Source organism: Streptomyces sp. NPDC087787 (assembly GCF_044743035.1).
Classification (GTDB): Bacteria; Actinomycetota; Actinomycetes; order Streptomycetales; family Streptomycetaceae; genus Streptomyces.
The window spans coordinates 74073-94043 of the sequence record NZ_JBIUVQ010000020.1 but is presented as its reverse complement, the minus strand read 5'-3'; the positions used below and the strand labels follow the sequence as shown (position 1 = coordinate 94043).

Here is a 19971-nt window from a genome sequence, read left to right as displayed (position 1 = left end):
CTGCTCAGGCTCCTGTTCTGTCAAGCGGGTTGGTCGACGGCCGCGGGCGCGGGGCACCCGATGGCGTCGAGGAACTCACCGAGGGCCGCGGAGAAGGCGTCCGCCTGCTCCACCATCGGGAAGTGGCCGGCCCCGGGGATGAACCGGCAGCGGGCGTCAGGGAGATCGGCGGCGAGCGCCCTGCTCTCGGCGGGGACGGCGGTGAAGTCCTCCTCCCCGCCGATCACCAGCGAGGGCACCGTGATCAGTTCGGTGCGCAGCCAGGGCGTGTGCAGATAGCTGCGGAAGAAGCTCAGATAGCCGTACGGGCCGACCTGTTCGCAGACCCGCTGCGCCATGTCGCGGCGCAGCGAGGGGTCGAGCCGGGGTCCTGCCACCACCCGGATGCCCTCTTCCATGGTGCGGCGGAAGTTCTCCAGCATGTCGCCGACGACGCCGTACTCGAAACTCTCCGGATCACGGCGGTAGAACGGCGACACCAGGACCAGGCCCTCGATGCCGTGGCGTGCGAACGGGTCGCCGCCTCTGGCCAGTTCCTCGCCGAGCAGCTCAAGGAGCAGCACGGTGGAGAAGGAGTGGGCCACCACGATGCCGGCGCCGTCGGGCACCTGCCCGAGCGCGTCCGCGACCGCGCGGGACGCGTGCGGGCCGTAGGCCCAGGCCGGTGACCGCCCGCCGCCCCAGGGGAGTTCGGCGGTCCACAGGTCCAGGCCGCCGGCCTCCCTCGCGGCCAACGCGTCCCATACGGATGAGCTGTTGGCCAGTCCGTGCAGCAGGAGGGCACGGGTACCGCCGGTCGGCCGTTTGCGGTGCACCGCGCACGCGGAGTCGCCGGCCGGGTCCGGCGGCTGCGGCCGGTCGTGGCTCACCGGGCGTCTCCGGGGGCGAGCAGGAGGAGTCCGGCGACACCGTCGTCCCCGCGGCCGGCCAGCGCGTACAGGGGGCCGGGCTCGCCCGCGTCGAACCGGCCGGTGGCGGCGGCGCACTGAGCCAGGCCCAGCGCGCCGGAGAGCACGCCCCAGCCGTCGGGCATCCGGTGCCGGGGAACCCCGGCCAGCAGCTTCGCGGGCGGTTCGGTGCCGCTGGCGGTCTCCGGCGGGTACCACCCGGCCGGGGTGCCGCCGCCGAGCGCGTCGAGCCGCCCGACGCACTCCTCGATCCCGCCGGTGCGCACGAAGCCGCCCAGACGGGCCCGCGGCCGCACCCCGCGCGCCCGCGCGGTCTCGGCGCGCTCCAGGACCACCGCGACTGCGCCGTCCACGATCCGGTCGGAGCCGACCAATTTGCGCACCACCTCGTTGTCCGGCTCGACCCCGACGACCACCATCTGCTCGGCCCGTCCGGAGCCCAGCAGGCCGGCGGCCCAGCGCAGCGCGTCGAGCCCGGAGGAGTCGCCGTTGCAGACGGTCAGGTTGGGGCCGCTCAGCTTGAAGCGGATGGCGATCTCGGAGGCGACGATGTTGCTGGAGGCGTTGGGGCTGTCCATGGGACTGGTGCCCCGGGTCGTCTCGGCCGCGATGGTCGTGACCACCCGGCAAATGGTGTCCGCGTTGCCGTAGTTGGACGCCACCACGACGCCCACGCCGTCGCCGTCGGCCAACGGGCCGTCCGCGTCCCGCAGCCCGGCGTCGCACAGTCCGGCGAAGGCCGCGCACAGTCCGAGCCGGGTGGCGCGGTCCTTGTACTTCAGGCCCTTCTTGCCGAGCAGGGCGGCCGGGTCCACCGGCTCCGCGGGGAAGGCCGGCCCGGCCACCAGGTCCCCGGGGCCGGCCACCCCGGGCAGCGCCGGACCCACACCGCTGACCACGATCCTCAAAAACTCGTTCACCGGGCCGCCTCCACGATGGCCACCGCGTTCAGCCCGCCGAAGCCGAAGCCGTTGACCTGCGCCACCTCGACGCGACCGGTGGCCTCGGTGGTGTGCACCAGCCGCAACGCGCTCACGTCCTCGGTCGGTTCGTCGAGTTCGGTCACCGGCGGGATCCGCCCGGTGGACATGGCCCGCAGGGCCGTGATGAGGCTCAGCACCCCGGCAGAGCCCGCGGTGTGCCCGGTCATCGACTTGACGGCGGTCACCAGCGGCACCCGCTCGTGCTCGCCGAACACCTCGCGCAGCGCCCGTACCTCCACCTCGTCGTTGAGCGGCGTACCGGTGCCGTGCAGCATGACCAGGTCCACGTTCTCCGGCTTCACCCCGGCCCGCCGGTGCGCCTGCCTGATCGCGGCGGCGACCCCGGCCTGGAGGGGCGCGGTGGTGTGGTGGGCGTCGCAGTTCACGCCCACCGAGCGCACCCGGCCATGGACCCGGCGGTGGCCGTCCGGCTCGCGGGCCAGCACGATCGCGCCCGCGCCCTCGCCGAGGATGGTGCCCTTGCGGTCGACGTCGAAGGGTCTGAGCCGGCCGGGCGGCTCCAGCTGGAAGGCGTCGGTCAGCCCGAACATGCTCTCGGTGATCGAGTCGGTGCCCGCCACGATCACGTGCTCCACCGCACCGGAGTCCAACTGGTCGACGGCGAGCGCCAGCGCGTACAGCGAGGCGGAGCAGGCGTTGGAGAAGGTGTGCGTGTCGACCGCGCCGAAGCGTTCCCGCAGGGCGGTGCCGAAGTGCATCCGCCCGGATGGGGGTCCCCCCTGCTCGAGCGGAGCCGAGAGCTTGGGGGAGAACTCGGCGCCGTCGCGCCACCACAGTTCCAGCGACCGCAGCTCCCGCAGCCCGGTGCCGACCAGGATCGGCACGTCGCGGAGGTCCTCACCGAGACCGGCGTCACGGGCCGCCTGACCGACCGCGTCGAGCAGGAACGCGGTCGCCCGGCCCGGCACGTCCACGCCCGGCGCGGGCCGGTCGTCGATCTCGAAGAGGTGCCCCGCCTTGAACTTCGACCGGTCGAAGCCGCGCAGCGGGGCCAGCCCGCTCCGCCCGGCGCACAGGCTCTCGAACAACTCGGACGGGTCGCGCCCGATGCTCGCGACCGCGCCGATTCCGACGACGGGCCGGCTCATGAGGCCTGCTCCTCGTACTTGGCGAGGATCACGACGGCGTTGTTGCCGCCGAAGGCCATCCCGTTGTTCTGCACGATCCTCAGATCCGCGTCGACGGCGTGGTTGGGCACGCAGTCGACCTCGCACTCGGGGTCGGTCTCCCGGTGGTTGATGGTCGGCGGGATGAACCCGCCCTCGACGGCCAGGGCGCAGGCGATCGCGGCGAGCGCGCTGGCGGCGCCCATGGTGTGGCCGAGCATCGACTTCAGCGAGACGGTGCGCGGCGGCGCCTCGCCGTAGACGTCGCGGACCGCGCGGGTCTCGGTGACGTCGTTCGCCTTGGTGCCGGTGCCGTGCGCGGAGATCAGATCGACCTCGGACGGCTTCACCCCGGCGTTGTTCAGGGCCAGTTCCATGCAGCGGGCGATGCTGCCCTGGTTGGGCGCGACCGGGTGGTCGGCATCGCAGTTGAGCCCGTAGCCCAGGACCTCGGCGTGGATGGTGGCACCGCGGCGCAGCGCCGACTCCAGGCTCTCCAGGACCAGTACGCCCGCGCCCTCACCGGTCAGGATGCCCTTGCGGTCCTTGTCGAACGGCCGGCAGCAGTCCGGCGCGATCGTGCCCAGCCGGTAGAAGCCGGCGAAGGTCTTGCGGCACATGGCGTCCGCGCCGCCGCACAGCGCGAACTCCACCTCGCCGGTGCGCACCGCGTCGAAGCCGTAGCCGATGGCGTAGTTGCCCGCGGCGCAGGCGGTCGGGATGGTGACCGCCTCGACGTCCTCCAGGCCCAGTTCGTGCGCGACGGCCGTGGCCAGCCGGCTCGCCGGGACACGCCGGACCACCTGCGGGTCCATCTTCTCGGGGCCGTGCTCGATCTCGGTCTCGACCAGGCGGTCGAGGTCGTGCGATTCCCCGTCGGTGGACCCGATGGAGATCAGTCCGCGCTGTCCGCGCAGGATGTCCTCGCTCAGTCCGGCATGGGCGACGGCCATCCTGGCCGCGGCCACCGAGAAGCGGGTGGCGGGGCCGAGTTCGTCGACGTCCAGATTGCGGATCCACTGACGCGGCTCGAAGCCGACCAGTTCGCAGCCGTTGGCGTGGGCGAAACCCTCGGTCGCGAACCTGGTGATCGGCTTGGCGCCGCTGAGCCCGGCCCGCAGCCCCTCGGCGAACTCGACCGCGCCCACACCGATGCTCGAGAAGACTCCGAAGCCGGTCAGGACCACGCGATGCGCTGGTGGTGCCGACCCGTTGCTGGTTGCAGTTGCACGCATGGTCTCTCCGTCCGGTTTCGATCGGCGGTGCCGCGGCGGTACCGCTCGGTCGTGCCTACTTGCCGGCGGCTTCCGCGACGACCTCTTCCACGCCCTTGAGGTTGACCATGCGGCCCAGTTCGGCCTGGTCGATGACGACGTGGAAGTGCTTCTCCAGGGCGGCGAGGATCTCGATCGCGCGCAGCGAGTCGGCGCCGTGGTCCTCCTTGAACAGGCTGCTCTCGGTGACCTCGTCCTCCTCGAGCTCGAGAATGTCGCAGACGATTTCCTTGATTTTCTCGGACGTGCTCTCCGCAGAGGTCGTCATATCGATCCTGCTCCCTCGTGATGATGACGCCGGCCCGAACGAGCCGCGCATGGAATGGACGAGTTCGATCACCAGGTCCGGCACGGAAGTTCCCCGTTCGTACCGGCAATTCCTCTTGGAATTCGGCGCATCACTCACACGCCTCGGCGAACGTAGCCGGGGTGAACCGACGTTCACCAGACCGGTACGAAGAATTCGAATCAGCCACGTGTGGCCCGTCCCGGAGCGGCACATCGAAGATTCCGCATCAGCGCTGACGAACACGCCCGGCCCGGCCAGGCTGGTGGGCCGGACGTGCCCCGCGAGCAGTGCGGAGGCTCACCGGACGACCGCAGGGAGAGCATCGATGGCAGCCGGCGGAGCGCTTTCGAAGCACTGGATGTTCAGTGACGCATACACCCAGAACCCGTATCCGACCTTCGCCGCGCTGCGCGCCGAACAGCCGGTGACCATGGTGCAGACACCGGACGGAGCGCGGGCCTGGGTGGTCACCCGGTACGAGGACGTCCGCAACGCGCTGGCCGACCCCCGGATGAGCCGGGACATCGGGAACCTGTACCGGGCGCTCGGCCGGCAGATCGGCAAGGAGCTGCAGCCGGCCGACGAGATCACCCACCACCTGGCCAACTCCGACCCGCCGCGGCACACCCGGCTGCGCAAGGCGCTGGTGTTCGCCTTCACGCCCAAGCGGGTCGCGAACATGCGTCCCAGCCTGGAGAAGGTCGTCGACGGGCTGCTCGACGAACTCGCCGCGCAGCCGCGTCCTGATCTGCTGTCCGGTCTCACCGAGCCGCTGCCGATCATCGCGATCGCCCAGCTCCTGGGCGTTCCCGCCGCCGACTGGCGGCAGTTCAAGGTCTGGTCGAACACGATGCGGTCCACCGACGCCGCCGACCCGACCGGCGTCCTGGCCGAGCACACCCGGCAACTGTCCGCCTACATGGCCGATCTGATCGCCCAGAAGCAGCGGCACCCGACCGACGACCTGGTCTCCGCGATGGTGCACGCCGAGGGCGACAAGCTGCTGACCCCGAAGGAGATCCTCTCCACCGCTTTCGCGCTGATGACCGGCGGCAACGAGACCACCACCGCCCTGGTGACCGGCTGCTTCGTGGGACTGCTGACCCACCCCGGCCAGGCCGCGCGGCTCAAGGCCGACCTCGACCGGATCCCCCGGGCCGTCGACGAGTTGATCCGGTTCGCCGGCCCCATGATGTACACCCTCCAGCGGCTGACCCTGGAGGACGTCGAGATCGCGGGCACCACGATTCCGGCGGGCGAGATCGTGATGCTCTCCCCGGCCAGTGCGAACCACGACCCGGAGGCCTTTCCCGACCGGCCGGACGAACTGGACATCGACCGCCCGAAACCGGTGCACCTCACTTTCGGGCACGGCATCCACTACTGCATCGGAACGCATCTGGCGCGGGCCCAGGCGGAGATATCGATCCGCCGTGTCTTCGAGCGTTTCCCGGACGTCCGACTCGCCGTGCACCCGTCGGAGCTCCGTTATCAGCCCGCTCTGCTCGTCAGGTCTCCGGCCGCGCTTCCCGTCCGGCTCTGACAATTCCCGGCGGCCTGCCCCGTTCGACGTCGAACAGTCCGGGAGGATTGAAATCACCGATACGAAGGATTCCCGCAATCGCCTGTGGAGACAACCCAGTTCAGGCGGACCGCATCGCAGGATGGAGAAGGGTATATGAGCACCAATCCTTTCGAGGACAACGACGCCGACTACTACGTGCTGGTCAACGACGAGGGCCAGCATTCGCTCTGGCCGGCCTTCGCCGAGGTTCCGGCCGGCTGGACGGTCGCGCACGGCCGGGCCGGCCGGGAGGCGTGCCTGGAGTACGTCAACGAGAACTGGACCGACATGCGGCCGCTCAGCCTGGTGCGTGAGATGGAGGCGGCGGCGGGCGAGTAGCCGCCGGCCGCGGGCTGATCTGTGCGTGGGGCGGGCTCGCCCGTGCGGCGGTGCCGCCGCGCCCGCACAGGTCAGCCCCTTTTCAGGCCCCGAGGGCGTTCCGAGGAGGAAGTCATGAAGGTTCTCATCGACCAGGACACGTGCGTCGCCTCCGGCCAGTGCGTGCTGACCGCCGCCGACGTGTTCGACCAGCGGGACGAGGACGGCATCGCCGTCCTGCTCGACGACACCCCGCCCGCCGACCGCGCGGACGACGTCCGGCAGGCCGCCGCGGTCTGCCCGGCCCGGGCCATCCGCCTGGAGGAGTGAGAGCTGGAGGAGCGAGAGGGGGCCACGGGAAGGCGGGCGCCGAGAGGGGCTCCGACCGCCCCCGGAGGTTTACTTCCCGGCAGAACTTTCTTTGCTCCAGGGGCCGTTGACGTGGAACATGTTGCGGAACTAGCGTCCCCTCCAGTTCACAGACATCATACGTGTCCCAGGTGGGCCCCCACGTCCCATGAGGGCTGGGGACTCGCGCCCGAACCGTCGGCGCCTGCCGTCCCAATCGCGCGGCCCGGCGGTCGGCAGTGCGCGAACGGGGGCGCGGGCGCGGCCTTCCCCGGGCATGCCCCTCGCCGTACGGTCGAGCACTCAGGTGCAGCCAGATCCGGCCAGACGGGGTGAGGAATGCGGAACCAGTTCGGGGGAAGGTCGCATGAACACGGGGGAGCCGGCCGGGAGGGGGCGGGCCGGCACGACATGGACCAGGTCTTCCTGGACGTGCATTCCCTGATTCTCTCCACGGTGGCGAAGCACCGGGAGTACCGGGAGCACCGGGACGGGGCGTCCGGAGAACCGCTCGCCACCGCGCTGCACCCGATCGACGCCGAGATCCTGGCGGCCGCCGTGGAGTTGGCGGAAGGGGCCGGACGCTCGGTCGACGCCGTGGTCGCCTTACCCGGTCACGCGGAGGCCGTCTACGCGATACTGCGCGAACTGCTGTGCAGACGTGGCGACCTGGTGCGGCTCAGGATCCTGTGCACCCGTGACACACTCGACCACGAACTGGTGCGGGAGCTCGCCCGCAGGGGGCGCAAGGCCGTCCGTATCGCCCGCATTCCGCTGATGACGTCCCTGATCGTCGACGGCCGGACGACGCTGGTGTGCACCGAGACGGCGGGCGAGCGCCAGGCGTCCGTCCTGCGGGCGTCCTCCGTCACCCAGTGCGGCCAGACCCTCTTCGACACCGTCTGGAGTCACGCGGTCGACGCCACCGCCTGGGTGTGCCTGGGCGCCCATGCCCGCGTCGAACTCGTCCAGCAGATACTGCACTACCTCCACACCGGGGCCACCGACGAGGCCGCCTCGCGCGAACTGTCCATCTCCGTGCGCACCTATCGCCGGCACATCGCCACCATCATGGAGATCCTCGACGCCCGGTCCCGGTTCCAGGCGGGGGTGCGCGCCGCCGAACTCGGCCTGCTCACCCCCCGCGTCCGCCCGGGCGCGGAGCCGTCCCGCGGGCGTACTCCGGCGGGATGGGCGGCGGGCGGCGGCACACCACCACCGCGCGGCGCCTACTCCCCGGCCGCCCTGCGCTCCGTCCAGTCCGTACCGCAACTGGCCCGGCGCCACTCCTACGAGCCGGATGCCGTCGCCGATCCCCGACCCTGACGCGTGGTCCGACACAGCGGGTGACGGTGCGGAGAGTGCTGGTCGGGGGCGGAGAGGGGCAGGGATCGCTCCGGCCCGACGAGGCCGCACCGACGGCGCGGCGGACGGCGGGGCCGGAGAGGGAGGGCCCTCCGGCTCCGCCGTTCGTTCGTGACCGGTTCTGACCGGGAGGGATCGCTGTCTTTCGGTCCGCTTCCGTATGGCGGCGCTGGTGATAGCTCTGTCGTGCGAACGCTCATACCAGAGCGGGACGCTTCCTGGGGGATTTCGTCAACTGTCCATTTCACCTCGTGCGTTGGTGACTACTGTCAGTGTCCGTGGGGCGACGCGGGGCCGTACACGCGCCGCTGTCGACCGGCACAGCGATGGCGCATGCCCGCTCGCGCCCCGGGCGCGAGTACACAGGCCCGACGGACCCGTACGAGGATCAGATGTCTCACCTCCGTGCACCGGCCGCCCGCGCAGACCGCCGTGAGGGCGGGCGGCACGGGCGGCCGGTGACCCGCACCGTCCCCTCGCTGCCCGAGACCCGTCTACGGCCTCAGCTGCTGCGCATGGCGGTGCTGCCGCCGACCTCGGTCGCGCTCAGCGCCGGAGCGGCCGTGCTCTTCACCGTGCGCTCCACCGGCGCACGCCCCGGTCTCGTCCTGTGGGCCGTGCTCGCCGGAGCGTTCGCGGTCACGGTCGCCGGCATCGCGATCGCCGCCGTCGCCGCCGGCCGGGCCGCCCGGTCGGTGCACGACCGGATCGGCGTCCTGCGCCACGGCACCGAGCGTCGCGAGGCCGAACTGCGCGGGCTCGTCGACGCCCTGCGCCGGGGCGAGGCCCTGCCGCGGCGCAAGCCGCACGGCGGCCCGCCGGAGGACGCCGACGAGATCGACCTGCTCGCCGCGGACCTTGCACGCGCCCACGACGGGGCCCTCGCCGCCGTCGTGCACGCCGCCCAGCTCTCCAGCCGCACCGGCAGCGAACAGAAACTGGAGGTCTTCGTCAATCTCGCCCGGCGTCTTCAGTCCCTGGTGCACCGGGAGATCTCCATCCTCGACGAGCTGGAGAACGACATCGAGGACCCCGACCTGCTCAAGGGCATCTTCCACGTCGACCACCTCGCCACCCGGGTCCGCCGGCACGCCGAGAACCTCGCCGTCCTCGGCGGCGCCGTCTCCCGCCGCCAGTGGAGCAACCCGGTCTGCATGACGGAGGTGCTGCGCTCGGCCATCGCCGAGGTCGAGCAGTACTCACGGGTCAGGCTCGCCCCGCCGATCGAGGGGCGGCTGCGAGGCCACGCCGTCGCCGACGTGATCCACCTGGTGGCCGAACTCGTCGAGAACGCCACGCTGTTCTCCGCCCCGCAGACCCAGGTCCTGCTGCGCGCCAGCCTCGTCACCTCCGGACTCGCGGTGGAGGTCGAGGACCGGGGCCTGGGCATGCCGGTCGGTGAGCAGGTTCGGATGAACGCCCTGCTGGCCGACCCCGACCAGGTCAACGTCGCGAGCCTGCTCGCCGACGGCCGCATCGGTCTGTACGTGGTCTCCCAGCTCGCCAGGCGGCACGGCGTCCACGTCCGTCTGCAGACCAACATCTACGGCGGAGTGCAGGCGGTCGTCGTCCTGCCGCAGGCCCTGCTGGGCGCGTCGACGGGAGCCTCCGGCACGTCGTCCGGGGCGCTGGACACCGGCGCACGGCCCGCGGTCCCGGGGCCGTACGGCGGACCGCCGGCCCTGCACGGCGGCGGCACCCACCGCGCGCCGGAGTTCTCCGGCGGTCACGGCACCGGCGTACGCCCCTCGCCGAGCCCCGTCACCAGCCTGCTCGGCGCCCCCGCCCGCCCCGGCGACACACGCCAGCGCGAGGGCGGGATGCATCCCGTGACGGGCACGCGCGCGGCCGGAGCCCACCGGCCCCCGGTCGCGCCCCACGCGAACGGCACCACCGGGCCCGCCACGCCGGTGGCCACACCGGTGTCCGGACGCGACACGCCCATGGCCGTACCCCCGCCCGGGTCCGGGGACCGCGGGCCGGTGTCCGTGCCTCCGTCTAAGGCCCGGCACGGCAAGCCGGCGCCCGTGCCTGCGCCTGGGGCCGGGGATGGGGCGCCGGTGTCCGCGCCCGCGCCTGTGGCCCGGTACGGCGTGCCGGCGCCCGTGCCTGCGCCAGGGGCCGGGGATGGCGGGTCGGTGTCCGTGCCTGCGCCTGGGGCAGGGAGTGGCATGCCGATGTCCATGCCCGCGCCTGGGGTCGGGAATGGCATGGCGGTGTCCGTGCCCGCGCCCACATCCCGAGGTGATGAGCCGGTGTCTGGGCCCGTCCCCGCCCCCGTGCCCGGGGATGACATCCCGGGGTCTGTGCCCGAGCCCGTGTTCGGGGGCGACAGGTCGGTGTCCGTACCCGCGCCTCCGTACGGCGCCGACGCGTTCTCGTCCATGGCCGCGCCCATGCCCGGCGGCGACGTACCCCCGTCCGTGCCCGCGCCTGTGTTCCGGCGCGACACACCCACGGCCGCGCCCGCGTCCGTGGGCGACATGCCCTTCCCCGTACCCGCGCCCGCGCCCGTGGGCGACACGCCCATCCCCGTACCCGCGCCCATGCCCGGCGGCGACACGCCCGCCCCCGGCGGCGATCTGCTGCCCGCCCCCACCTCGCCCGTCGGCGACGTACGACCCGTCGAGTCCGCCGACCGCGACCACCGGGAGCACCTCGAACCCCTGCCGCGGCGGACCGCGCGCGAAGGGCAGGACAATCCCGCCGAGGCCGTGCCGGGGATCCGGCCCGCCGACCGGGCCGCCGTGGCGGCGAACGCCGGTGCGCCGCCCGTTCCGCGCGCCGGAGCGGTGCGCGGGACCATGGCGAGGCCCCGACTGCCCCGGCGGCGAGCCCAGGAGCACCTCGTGCCGCAACTGCGCGATGCCCCGGTGTCACGCCAGGAATCCGGGTACGTCACCGGCCACGACCCCGGGCTGATGGCCGCCTTCCAGCGCGGGATGGGCCTCGCGGAGTCGGAACAGCGCCGGGAGCCGGGCCCTGCGCGGGAGCCGCACTCCCCGGGCGCCGCCCACCCCGCGTACCCCCTGGACACGTCCGGGCCGGCGGAGGCGCGGCCCGTGCTCCCGCCGGGGCAGCACCTCACCGTCCGGCACGACGGGAGCGAGCCGGCCGGATGACCACGAGCCCGCCCAGCCCGGCCACCACCCCCGACCCCAGAGCATGCGCAGACCTTCGGACCCCAAGGAGTCGATCCACCATGGCGAGCGATGCGCCGACCGGCCGTGTCTCCGACCTCGACTGGCTGATGAGCGGCCTCGTGCAGCGCGTACCGCACACCACCAGCGCGGTCTTGCTGTCCTGCGACGGACTGGTGAAGTCCGTGCACGGCCTCGACCACGACAGCGCCGACCACATGGCCGCCCTGGCCTCCGGTCTGTACTCCCTCGGCCGCAGCGCCGGCGTCCGCTTCGGCGACGGCGGCGAGGTGCGTCAGGTCGTCGTCGAACTGGACGCGACGCTGCTGTTCGTCACCACCGCGGGTACCGGCACCTGCCTGGCCGTGCTCGCGGGCCGCGAGGCCGACGCGGCCGTGCTGGGCTACGAGATGGCGATGCTCGTCAAGAGCGTCCGCCCCTACCTGGAGACCGCGCCCCGGCAGCATTCCGCCGAATCCCGGGCGCTGCGGCCTTGAGCGCGGCGGCGGCCGGCGACAGGCCCTGGCTCGACGACGCGGCCGGACGGCTGGTGCGTCCTTTCACCGTCAGCGACGGCCGTACCCGGCCCAGCATCGCGCTCGACCTGATGTCCCAGGTGATGGCCACCGGGGCGGCGCCGCCGGTCCACCTCGGCCCGGAGCACGGCCAGGCACTCGACCTGTGCCGCGCCCCCCTCCCGGTGGCCGAGATCGCCGCCCATCTGAAGCTGCCGGCCGTGGTGACCAAGGTGCTGCTGTCCGATCTCGTCGACTGCGGGGCGCTGACCACCGGGCCGCCCGCGTACCACCACCACCCCACCGACCGGGCTCTTCTGGAGGCAGTGCTCGATGGACTACGACGACAGCTCTGACTACGACGACGGACCCGGCCCCTTCCCCACCGCGCTGAAGATCCTGGTGGCGGGAGGGTTCGGGGTGGGCAAGACGACCTTCGTCGGCGCGGTCAGCGAGATCGCGCCGCTGAGCACGGAGGAGTTGCTCACCACGGTCAGCGCGGCCACGGACAACCTCGACGGCGTGGAGAACAAGGTCGAGACGACCGTCGCGATGGACTTCGGTCGCATCACCCTGGACCCGCGGCACGTGCTCTACCTGTTCGGCACGCCCGGCCAGGAGCGCTTCTGGTTCATGTGGGACGAGTTGTGCGAGGGCGCCCTGGGCGCGGTGATCCTCGCCGACACCCGCAGGCTGGAGGAGTGCTTCGCCGCCGTCGACTTCTTCGAACGACGCGGCCTCGCCTTCGTCGTCGGCGTCAACGAGTTCGACGGCGCCCACCGCTACGATGCCGAGGAGGTGCGCGCGGCCCTCGACCTCGACCCGCGGATCCCCGTGGTCCGCTGCGACGCCCGTATCTCCAGCTCAGGCATCCAGACCCTGCTGACCCTCGTCCGGCATCTCCTCGCCCACGCACCCGCCGTCCCCGCGCCGGCCCGGGGCGCGCACGGATGACCCCGGCACACTGACCCCGCACACCGTCAGGGAGCCCGTACATGACATACGACGACAGCGACGGAGCCCGGCCATGAGCTACGAGCCGCTCCGCCCGGCCGGTCGCCTGCTGCTGACCCCGGAGGACAAGGACGCCCCCGCCCGCACCGAGCGGCTGCGCCGCCTGGGCCTGGGGGAGCGGTCCGAGCCCGCTCTCGACGCCTTCGCCGACCGCCTCGCCGCGTTCACCCGGGCGCCGTACGCGATGGTCAACTTCCTGGACGAGCGGGGGCAGTTCTTCGCCGGGCTGCACCGGCCCGAACGCGATGTCCTGAGCGTGGACACCGACACCGGCACCGACGCCGGAGGGGACGGCGACGGAGGCCGGCGTGAGCTGGGCCGCCGGCTGGCCCGCGACTACGGCTTCTGCCCGCATGTCGTGGTGCGGCACAAGGCCCTGGTCCTCGAGGACGTGCGCGACTATCCGCGGTTCGCGGGCAACGCGATCGTGGACGAGTTCGGCATCCGCTCCTATCTGGGCGCACCGCTCATCGACAGTTCGCAGATGGTGCTCGGCACGGTGTGCGTCGTCGACGTCGAACCGCGGCCGTGGGGCCGGGAGGGGCTGCGGACCATCAAGGCGGCCGCCGCGGAACTCGCCCCCCGGCTGGAACGCCGGGAGCCCGAGGGTTTCCTGTTCTGACCTGTGGCGACGCCCGGGAACGGTGTGAAGCGGAGCTGTGGCCGTGCTTAAGAAATCCTCGATGGACCGGCGTGCCGCCGTACGGCAGATTGCTGATGGAATCCACCCCTCCCCCGGACGCGGGCTGCCCTGGCACGCCCTGACCCGGGGCCCGGAACCACAGGAGCGGTAGCGTTGAAGGCGCTGGTCAAGCAGAAGGCGGAGCCCGGGTTGTGGCTCGCGGACGTCCCCGAGCCCGTCATCGGACCGGGTGACGTACTGATCAAGGTCCTGCGGACCGGCATCTGCGGCACCGACCTGCACATCCGGGCCTGGGACGGCTGGGCCCAGCAGGCGATCCGCACCCCGCTCGTGGTCGGGCACGAGTTCGTCGGCGAGGTCGTCGAGACCGGCGCGGACGTCGACGACATCAAGCCCGGCGACCGGGTCAGCGGCGAGGGCCACCTGGTGTGCGGAAAGTGCCGCAACTGCCTGGCCGGACGCCGCCACCTGTGCCGGGCCACCATCGGCCTCGGGGTCGGACGCGACGGCGCGTTCGCCGAGTACGTCGCCCTGCCCGCCGCCAACGTCTGGGTGCACCGCGTCCCCGTCGACCTCGACATCGCCGCGATCTTCGACCCGTTCGGCAACGCCGTGCACACCGCGCTGTCCTTCCCGCTGGTCGGCGAGGACGTCCTGATCACCGGTGCGGGCCCGATCGGCCTGATGGCGGCGGCCGTCGCGCGGCACGCCGGCGCGCGCAACGTCGTCATCACCGACGTGAGCGAGGAGCGCCTCGAGCTGGCCCGCAAGATCGGCGTGAGCCTCGCCCTCAACGTCTCCAAGGACACGATCGCCGAGGGACAGCGCACGCTCGGCCTGCGCGAGGGCTTCGACGTCGGCCTGGAGATGTCCGGCCGCCCCGAGGCGATGCGCGACATGATCGCGAACATGACGCACGGCGGCAAGATCGCGATGCTGGGCCTGCCCGCCCAGGAGTTCCCCGTCGACTGGGCCCGCGTCGTCACCTCGATGATCACCATCAAGGGCATCTACGGCCGGGAGATGTTCGAGACCTGGTACGCCATGTCGGTACTGCTGGAGGGCGGCCTCGACCTCGCTCCCGTCGTCACCGGCCGGTACGGCTACGAGGACTTCGAGGAGGCCTTCACCGACGCGGCCAGCGGCAAGGGCGGAAAGATCATCCTCGACTGGACCGCGTGACCGCCTCCCTCACTCTCTTCCGCCGGCACCTTCAAGGAGCACCCTGATGTTCGACTCCGTGCGCGACGACCTGCGCGCCACCCTCGACGAGATCCGCGCCGCCGGGCTGCACAAGCCCGAGCGCGTCATCGGCAGCCCGCAGTCCGCGACCGTCGAGGTCACCGCGGGCGGCCGCCCCGGCGAGGTCCTCAACTTCTGCGCCAACAACTACCTCGGCCTCGCCGACCACCCCGAGGTCGTCACCGCCGCCCACCAGGCCCTGGACCGCTGGGGCTACGGCATGGCCTCCGTGCGCTTCATCTGCGGCACCCAGGAGGTGCACAAGGAGCTGGAGGCCCGGCTGTCGGCGTTCCTCGGCCAGGAGGACACGATCCTGTACTCCTCCTGCTTCGACGCCAACGGCGGCGTGTTCGAGACGCTGCTCGGCCCCGAGGACGCGGTCATCTCCGACGCCCTCAACCACGCCTCGATCATCGACGGCATCCGGCTGTCCAAGGCCCGCCGCTTCCGCTACGCCAACCGCGATCTCGCGGACCTGGAGCGGCAGTTGAAGGAGGCCACCGAGGGCGGGGCGCGCCGCAAGCTGGTCGTCACCGACGGCGTGTTCTCGATGGACGGCTACGTGGCGCCGCTGCGCGAGATCTGCGACCTCGCCGACCGCTACGACGCCATGGTCATGGTCGACGACTCCCACGCCGTCGGCTTCGTCGGCCCCGGCGGCCGCGGCACCCCCGAACTGCACGGCGTCATGGACCGCGTGGACATCATCACCGGCACCCTCGGCAAGGCGCTCGGCGGCGCCTCCGGCGGCTACGTCGCCGCCCGCGCCGAGATCGTCGCCCTGCTGCGCCAGCGCTCCCGGCCGTACCTGTTCTCCAACACGCTCGCCCCGGTGATCGCGGCTGCCTCCCTGAAGGTCCTTGACCTGCTGGAGTCCGCGGACGACCTGCGGGTCCGGCTCACCGAGAACACCGCGCTGTTCCGCCGCCGGATGACCGAGGAGGGCTTCGACATCCTCCCCGGCGACCACGCCATCGCCCCGGTGATGATCGGCGACGCGGCCGAGGCGGCCCGCATGGCGGAGCTGCTTCTGGAACGCGGCGTGTACGTGATCGGCTTCTCCTACCCGGTCGTGCCGCAGGGCCAGGCGCGCATCCGCGTGCAGCTCTCCGCCGCGCACTCCATCGAGGACGTGAACCGCGCGGTGGACGCGTTCGTCGCGGCGCGCGCCGAGCTGGAGGGCTGAGCCGGAGACCGCCCGGTCCCAGGTCTTGCGATAATCGTTCGCATGATCGAAGCGCGGCGGCTGCACATCCTCCGTGCGGTGGCCGACCACCGCACGGTGACCGCCGCTGCCGCCGCGCTCTACCTCACCCCCTCGGCCGTCTCGCAGCAGCTCACGGCCCTGGAGCAGGAGACCGGCCACCGGCTGGTCGAGCGCGGCGCCAAGGGCGTACGGCTGACCCCGGCCGGGGAGATCCTGCTCAGCCACACCAACGCGGTCCTCGCCCAGCTGGAGCGGGCGGAGGCCGAACTCGCCGCCTACGGCTCCGGCGAGGCCGGCACGGTGACGGTCGCCGCCTTCGCCACGGGCATCGCGCAGGTGGTGGCGCCCGCGGTGGCCCGCCTGGCCGGTACGGCGCCCGGCATCCGCATCCGCGTGCGGGACGCGGAGGGCGACGCCAGCCTGCCCATGGTGCTGGACCGGCAGGTCGACGTGGCGGTCGCCGTCGAGTACCGGGGCGCGCCGTCCGCCGACGACCCCCGGCTGACCCACGTACCGCTGTACGCCGAGCCGTTCGACGCGGTCGTTCCGGTCGCCCACCGGCTGGCCGACGCCGCCGAGGTCCAGCTCGCCGAGCTGGCCAAGGACACCTGGATCGGTCCCTACCCCGGCAACCCCTGCCACGACGTGGTCGTCCTGGCCTGCGAGAGCGCCGGCTTCCAGCCCCGCCTGGAACACTCCTCCGACGACTTCCGCGCCGTCGTGGCCCTCGCCTCGGCCGACGCGGGCGTGGCCCTCGTCCCGCGCTCCGCGCTGCGCGGCATGGACCTCACCGGCGTGGTCGTCCGGCCCGTGGACGGCGTGGCGCCCACCCGACGGGTCTTCGCGGCGGTGCGCCGTGGCGCCGAGGGGCACCCGCTGATCCGCCCGGTGCTCCAGGCCCTGGACGAGGCGGCGCAGACGTAGGGGGTGTCCCCGGCTTCCTCGGGCCGGCTGTCAGTGGCACGGGTTAGCGTGCGTGGCATGCCGGATGCCCATGACGTACGCCGTATCGCCCTGTCCCTGCCGGACACCACCGAGAAGACCGCCTGGAGCATGCCCACGTTCCGGGTCGCGGGGAAGATGTTCGCCACCCTGCCGGAGGAGGAGACCTCCATAGCCGTGCGCTGTCCCAAGGAGGAGCGGGACGAACTGGTCCTGGCCGAGCCGGAGAAGTTCTGGATCGCCGGTCATGAGGCGCAGTTCGCCTGGGTACGGGTCCGGCTCGCGGCGCTGGAGGACGAGGCCGAGCTGCGGGACATCCTGGCGGACTCCTGGCGCCAGGCGGCTTTGCCGCGGCTGCTCGAGGCCCATCCGGAGCTGGGACTGCCCACCGCCCCCTGACAACCCCTCGGGCGTTGTCAGCGAGCCGTGGCATGATCCGGAGACAGTGGGGCAGGCCGGCGCGGGAGGGGCCGCGGTCGGCCGGGGAGTGGGGGATCGGTCGGGGAGGGGAGTGCCGCAGGGATGACCGGGACGTCGTCGCAGCCGTCGCAGCCGTCGACGGGGGAGGCACCGGGGCGGGACGAGCTCGCTGCCGCTGCCGCAGCTGGGGTCGGGGCTGGGGCCGGAGCGGGGGCCCGAGTCGAGGCCGGAGCCGGAGTGGGGGACGGAGGTCTGGCGCGGCCCGTGTGGTCGCGGGACTTCGCGCTGTTCTTCGTCGCGCGGGCCGTCGCCCGGCTCGGCGACACCATGCTGCCGGTCGCCCTCGCCGCGGGCCTGCTCCAGCACGGGTACGGTGCGGGCGCGGTCGGCCTCGCCATGGCCTCGACGGCCGCCGCCTTCGCCGGTCTCGTGGTCTTCGGCGGGGTCATCGCCGACCGGTTCAGCACCCGCAAGCTGATGATCGGCGCCGACCTGGTGCGGGTCGGCACCCAGTCCCTGGCCGCCGTGCTCTTCTACTCCGGGCACGTGGTGCTCTGGGAGATCTGCGCGATCGGCCTCGTCAACGGCGTGGCGGGCGCCGTGTTCCAGCCCGGCGTGGCGAGCACGGTGCCCCGGCTCGCCTCCGACGTCCAGGCGGCCAACGGCGCCATACGCATCGCCGAGTCCGCGGCCCAGCTCGCGGGCCCCGCCGCCGCGGGCCTGCTCGTCGGCTTCGCCTCACCCGGCGGGGTGTTCGCGGCGCACGCCGCCACCTACGGGGTCAGCGCCCTGTGCCTGCTCCTGCTCCGGCTGCCCGCGCTCACCCGGACCAGCACCCCGGACGCCACCGCGACCGGTGCCTTCAGAGCGGATCTGATCGCAGGATGGCGGGAGTTCAGGGCCAGGTCATGGCTCTGGGGCGTCATCGCCGTCTGGTGTCTGTACATGATCGCCGTCTGGGGTCCGACCGTCCCGCTGGTGGCGACCGAAGTCGTCCAGCAGCACGGCCCGCGCGCCTACGGCCTGATCAACTCCGCCCTCGGCGCCGGTACCGTCGTCGGCGGCTTCCTCGCCCTGCGGCTGCGCCCCCGCCGTATGCTCCGCGCCGGAGCTTTCGCCCTGTTCGCCTTCGTCGGCTTCCCGGCGACGGTCGGGGCCGGCTTCGGCGTGCCGGCCATGGCGGCCGGCGCCGCCGTCGCCGGGGCGGGCATGTCGTTCTGGGGCGTGATGTGGGCGACCAGCGTCCAGACCCAGGTCCCCTCCGACGTCCTCAACCGCATCCACGCCTACGACGTGGCGGGCTCCCTCGCCATGATGCCCGTGGGCCAGGCCCTGGCCGGCCCGGCCGCCACCGTCCTGGGCGCGGACCATGTGCTGCTGGTGTCCGCCGGGATGAGTCTCGTCGTCCCGGCGATCCTGCTGGCGGTGCCCGCGATACGCGGCCTCATACGTGCCGACGCACGCGGCACCCATGGCCCGCACGCGCCCGAGGGGGCCGTGGAGACGGCACCCGGTCGGACGCAGCCCGAACCCCACTGACGGGGGCGACTTTGGCCCCGGGGCCGGCCACCGCCACCCTGCCTTCGCGCGAAAGCCTTCAGACACCGGCCCCTGAAGGCGCTGGCCCCCCTTGAGGCATCGGCCTTCAGACATCGAGCCTTCCGATACCGGCTTCGGGGGACAGGCCCTCAGGCGCCTGAGGCGCTTGCGATGCCCGCCCCGGCCCGGGTCCCGAGGAACGCAGAGATCCGTTCCCGCAGCGACCGGGCGTCGAGCCCGTGCGCGGCGGTGTGCTCCTCCGCGGTCCCGTAGCGCCGCAGCTCGGCGCGGCGCACGCCGAGCCCCAGGACGCGGTGCGGCACATCGCGGAGCGCGTCGTTCGCCGCCGAGGCCGACGTGCCCGACAGGTACGGCTCGACCAGGACGACGTCCGTACCGGCGGCCTCGGTGGCCCGGCGCAGCGCGGCCGCGTCGAAGGGCCGTACGGTCGTCGCGTACAGCACGGTGGTGTCCAGGCCCTCCGTCGCGGTGAGCACGGCGTCGAGCAGGGGCCCGACGGCGACCACCACGCCCGAGCGGCCCTCGCGGACGGTCACGAAGTGCTCGCCGTCGACCGCGCGGCGGTGGGCGTTCGACTGCACGGACAGCCGTACGTAGACCTTGTCGTCGCCCGCGGCGACCGCGTGCCGCAGCAGCGCCTCGGCCTCGTCCGGGTGCCCTGGCACATGGACGGTCCAGCCGTCCAGGGTGTCGAGCAGTGCCACGTCGCCGGGTGCCATGTGGGTGTAGCCGCCCGCGGGCCAGTCGAAGGAGGCGGCGGCGCTGACCAGCACCGCGCCCACGCCCTGGTGCCCCAGATCCAGTTTGACCTGTTCGAAGGGGCGCTCGACGAGGAAGCTCGCGAAGGTGTGCAGGATGGGTCGCATACCGGTCAACGCCAGTCCGGCGCCGGCTCCGACGAGGAGCTGCTCGCGGATGCCGACGTTGATCACCCGGTCGGGATGCCGGCGCCACGCGTCGGTGAAACCGTCCTTGCCGATCTCGGCGAGGACGAGCGCCACCCGCGGATCCTCGTCGAGCAGGCGCGAGACGGCCGGTGCGAGACGGTCACGCATGGTGTCCATGAAGGTCGGGCCTTTCTGTGTCGGGAAGTCGGGGGTCTGCTCTGCGCC

The 19971-nt window shown here is 72.7% G+C and carries 20 protein-coding genes; 14 read left to right on the top strand and 6 right to left on the bottom strand.

From position 1 onward, the window contains the following. Positions 1-20: 20 nt before the first annotated feature. Genes ACIOWN_RS28180 through ACIOWN_RS28160 form a run of 5 tightly spaced genes read right to left on the bottom strand, consistent with a single transcriptional unit; the run spans position 21 to position 4560 of the window. Entirely contained in the window at positions 21-869 is an 849-nt protein-coding gene (locus tag ACIOWN_RS28180; RefSeq protein ID WP_362353938.1) for an alpha/beta hydrolase, read from the bottom strand. Then, positions 866-1828: a beta-ketoacyl synthase N-terminal-like domain-containing protein gene (locus ACIOWN_RS28175; protein WP_362353936.1), complete on the bottom strand. Its 963-nt coding sequence runs from the start codon at positions 1826-1828 to the stop codon at positions 866-868. Before ACIOWN_RS28175 ends, ACIOWN_RS28180 begins: the two co-directional genes overlap by 4 nt. After that, entirely contained in the window at positions 1825-3000 is a 1176-nt protein-coding gene (locus ACIOWN_RS28170) for a beta-ketoacyl synthase N-terminal-like domain-containing protein (RefSeq protein WP_362353934.1), read from the bottom strand. Before ACIOWN_RS28170 ends, ACIOWN_RS28175 begins: the two co-directional genes overlap by 4 nt. Continuing rightward, entirely contained in the window at positions 2997-4253 is a 1257-nt protein-coding gene (locus ACIOWN_RS28165; RefSeq protein ID WP_362353932.1) for a beta-ketoacyl-[acyl-carrier-protein] synthase family protein, read from the bottom strand. Before ACIOWN_RS28165 ends, ACIOWN_RS28170 begins: the two co-directional genes overlap by 4 nt. 55 nt (positions 4254-4308) lie before the next feature. Then, positions 4309-4560 (bottom strand): acyl carrier protein, encoded by a 252-nt coding sequence (locus ACIOWN_RS28160; protein WP_100570041.1) that lies wholly within the window; start codon positions 4558-4560, stop codon positions 4309-4311. 379 nt (positions 4561-4939) lie between these two features. On the opposite strand from ACIOWN_RS28160, the gene ACIOWN_RS28155 reads away from it, so the two are divergent. The 14 genes from ACIOWN_RS28155 to ACIOWN_RS28090 all read left to right on the top strand — a co-directional run bounded on the left by ACIOWN_RS28155 (position 4940) and on the right by ACIOWN_RS28090 (position 18838). Then, positions 4940-6124 (top strand): cytochrome P450, encoded by a 1185-nt coding sequence (locus ACIOWN_RS28155; protein ID WP_362353930.1) that lies wholly within the window; start codon positions 4940-4942, stop codon positions 6122-6124. 135 nt (positions 6125-6259) lie between these two features. After that, the gene (locus tag ACIOWN_RS28150) at positions 6260-6484 is read left to right on the top strand and encodes an MbtH family protein (protein WP_100570043.1); all 225 of its coding nucleotides are present in this window, start codon (positions 6260-6262) and stop codon (positions 6482-6484) included. Between the two features lie 114 nt (positions 6485-6598). Beyond that, positions 6599-6793: a ferredoxin gene (locus tag ACIOWN_RS28145; RefSeq protein WP_100570044.1), complete on the top strand. Its 195-nt coding sequence runs from the start codon at positions 6599-6601 to the stop codon at positions 6791-6793. A gap of 429 nt (positions 6794-7222) precedes the next feature. Further along, positions 7223-8137, top strand: a complete 915-nt coding sequence (locus tag ACIOWN_RS28140) for a LuxR family transcriptional regulator (RefSeq protein ID WP_362353927.1) — start codon at positions 7223-7225, stop codon at positions 8135-8137. Between the two features lie 431 nt (positions 8138-8568). Beyond that, the gene (locus tag ACIOWN_RS28135; RefSeq protein ID WP_401983668.1) at positions 8569-11298 is read left to right on the top strand and encodes an ATP-binding protein; all 2730 of its coding nucleotides are present in this window, start codon (positions 8569-8571) and stop codon (positions 11296-11298) included. Positions 11299-11378: 80 nt separating this feature from the next. Further along, the gene (locus tag ACIOWN_RS28130; RefSeq protein ID WP_362353923.1) at positions 11379-11813 is read left to right on the top strand and encodes a roadblock/LC7 domain-containing protein; all 435 of its coding nucleotides are present in this window, start codon (positions 11379-11381) and stop codon (positions 11811-11813) included. Beyond that, the gene (locus ACIOWN_RS28125; protein WP_362353921.1) at positions 11810-12187 is read left to right on the top strand and encodes a DUF742 domain-containing protein; all 378 of its coding nucleotides are present in this window, start codon (positions 11810-11812) and stop codon (positions 12185-12187) included. The genes ACIOWN_RS28130 and ACIOWN_RS28125 overlap by 4 nt, the downstream gene beginning before the upstream one ends. Continuing rightward, a complete protein-coding gene (locus tag ACIOWN_RS28120; protein ID WP_362353919.1) occupies positions 12165-12785 on the top strand; it encodes an ATP/GTP-binding protein in 621 nt (206 codons plus the stop codon). Before ACIOWN_RS28125 ends, ACIOWN_RS28120 begins: the two co-directional genes overlap by 23 nt. A 73-nt stretch (positions 12786-12858) precedes the next feature. Further along, positions 12859-13467, top strand: a complete 609-nt coding sequence (locus tag ACIOWN_RS28115) for a GAF domain-containing protein (RefSeq protein WP_362353917.1) — start codon at positions 12859-12861, stop codon at positions 13465-13467. A gap of 174 nt (positions 13468-13641) precedes the next feature. Next, positions 13642-14670 carry an L-threonine 3-dehydrogenase gene (tdh, locus tag ACIOWN_RS28110; RefSeq protein WP_362353915.1) on the top strand — a complete coding sequence of 343 codons (1029 nt, stop codon included), beginning with the start codon at positions 13642-13644 and terminating at the stop codon, positions 14668-14670. A 46-nt stretch (positions 14671-14716) separates the two neighbouring features. Further along, positions 14717-15916 carry a glycine C-acetyltransferase gene (locus ACIOWN_RS28105; protein ID WP_362353913.1) on the top strand — a complete coding sequence of 400 codons (1200 nt, stop codon included), beginning with the start codon at positions 14717-14719 and terminating at the stop codon, positions 15914-15916. Positions 15917-15958: 42 nt separating this feature from the next. Next, positions 15959-16861, top strand: coding sequence for a LysR substrate-binding domain-containing protein (locus ACIOWN_RS28100; protein WP_362353911.1), 903 nt, complete (start codon positions 15959-15961; stop codon positions 16859-16861). 57 nt (positions 16862-16918) lie between these two features. After that, the gene (locus tag ACIOWN_RS28095) at positions 16919-17278 is read left to right on the top strand and encodes an MmcQ/YjbR family DNA-binding protein (protein ID WP_362353909.1); all 360 of its coding nucleotides are present in this window, start codon (positions 16919-16921) and stop codon (positions 17276-17278) included. Between the two features lie 123 nt (positions 17279-17401). After that, a complete protein-coding gene (locus tag ACIOWN_RS28090) occupies positions 17402-18838 on the top strand; it encodes an MFS transporter (protein WP_401983665.1) in 1437 nt (478 codons plus the stop codon). Between the two features lie 149 nt (positions 18839-18987). Here ACIOWN_RS28090 and ACIOWN_RS28085 read toward each other — a convergent pair whose 3' ends face one another. Beyond that, positions 18988-19923 carry a transketolase gene (locus ACIOWN_RS28085; RefSeq protein ID WP_362353905.1) on the bottom strand — a complete coding sequence of 312 codons (936 nt, stop codon included), beginning with the start codon at positions 19921-19923 and terminating at the stop codon, positions 18988-18990. Between the last annotated feature and the right edge of the window lie 48 nt (positions 19924-19971).

Bases quoted from the DNA above. Each gene is read 5' to 3' on its own strand.
- ACIOWN_RS28170 (WP_362353934.1), bottom strand. From the start codon at position 3,000: ATGAGCCGGCCCGTCGTCGGAATCGGCGCGGTCGCGAGCATCGGGCGC.
- ACIOWN_RS28165 (WP_362353932.1), bottom strand. From the start codon at position 4,253: ATGCGTGCAACTGCAACCAGCAACGGGTCGGCACCACCAGCGCATCGC.
- ACIOWN_RS28160 (WP_100570041.1), bottom strand. From the start codon at position 4,560: ATGACGACCTCTGCGGAGAGCACGTCCGAGAAAATCAAGGAAATCGTC.
- ACIOWN_RS28155 (WP_362353930.1), top strand. From the start codon at position 4,940: ATGTTCAGTGACGCATACACCCAGAACCCGTATCCGACCTTCGCCGCG.
- ACIOWN_RS28150 (WP_100570043.1), top strand. From the start codon at position 6,260: ATGAGCACCAATCCTTTCGAGGACAACGACGCCGACTACTACGTGCTG.
- ACIOWN_RS28145 (WP_100570044.1), top strand. From the start codon at position 6,599: ATGAAGGTTCTCATCGACCAGGACACGTGCGTCGCCTCCGGCCAGTGC.
- ACIOWN_RS28140 (WP_362353927.1), top strand. From the start codon at position 7,223: ATGGACCAGGTCTTCCTGGACGTGCATTCCCTGATTCTCTCCACGGTG.
- ACIOWN_RS28135 (WP_401983668.1), top strand. From the start codon at position 8,569: ATGTCTCACCTCCGTGCACCGGCCGCCCGCGCAGACCGCCGTGAGGGC.
- ACIOWN_RS28130 (WP_362353923.1), top strand. From the start codon at position 11,379: ATGGCGAGCGATGCGCCGACCGGCCGTGTCTCCGACCTCGACTGGCTG.
- ACIOWN_RS28120 (WP_362353919.1), top strand. From the start codon at position 12,165: ATGGACTACGACGACAGCTCTGACTACGACGACGGACCCGGCCCCTTC.
- ACIOWN_RS28115 (WP_362353917.1), top strand. From the start codon at position 12,859: ATGAGCTACGAGCCGCTCCGCCCGGCCGGTCGCCTGCTGCTGACCCCG.
- ACIOWN_RS28105 (WP_362353913.1), top strand. From the start codon at position 14,717: ATGTTCGACTCCGTGCGCGACGACCTGCGCGCCACCCTCGACGAGATC.
- ACIOWN_RS28100 (WP_362353911.1), top strand. From the start codon at position 15,959: ATGATCGAAGCGCGGCGGCTGCACATCCTCCGTGCGGTGGCCGACCAC.
- ACIOWN_RS28095 (WP_362353909.1), top strand. From the start codon at position 16,919: ATGCCGGATGCCCATGACGTACGCCGTATCGCCCTGTCCCTGCCGGAC.
- ACIOWN_RS28090 (WP_401983665.1), top strand. From the start codon at position 17,402: ATGACCGGGACGTCGTCGCAGCCGTCGCAGCCGTCGACGGGGGAGGCA.
- ACIOWN_RS28085 (WP_362353905.1), bottom strand. From the start codon at position 19,923: ATGGACACCATGCGTGACCGTCTCGCACCGGCCGTCTCGCGCCTGCTC.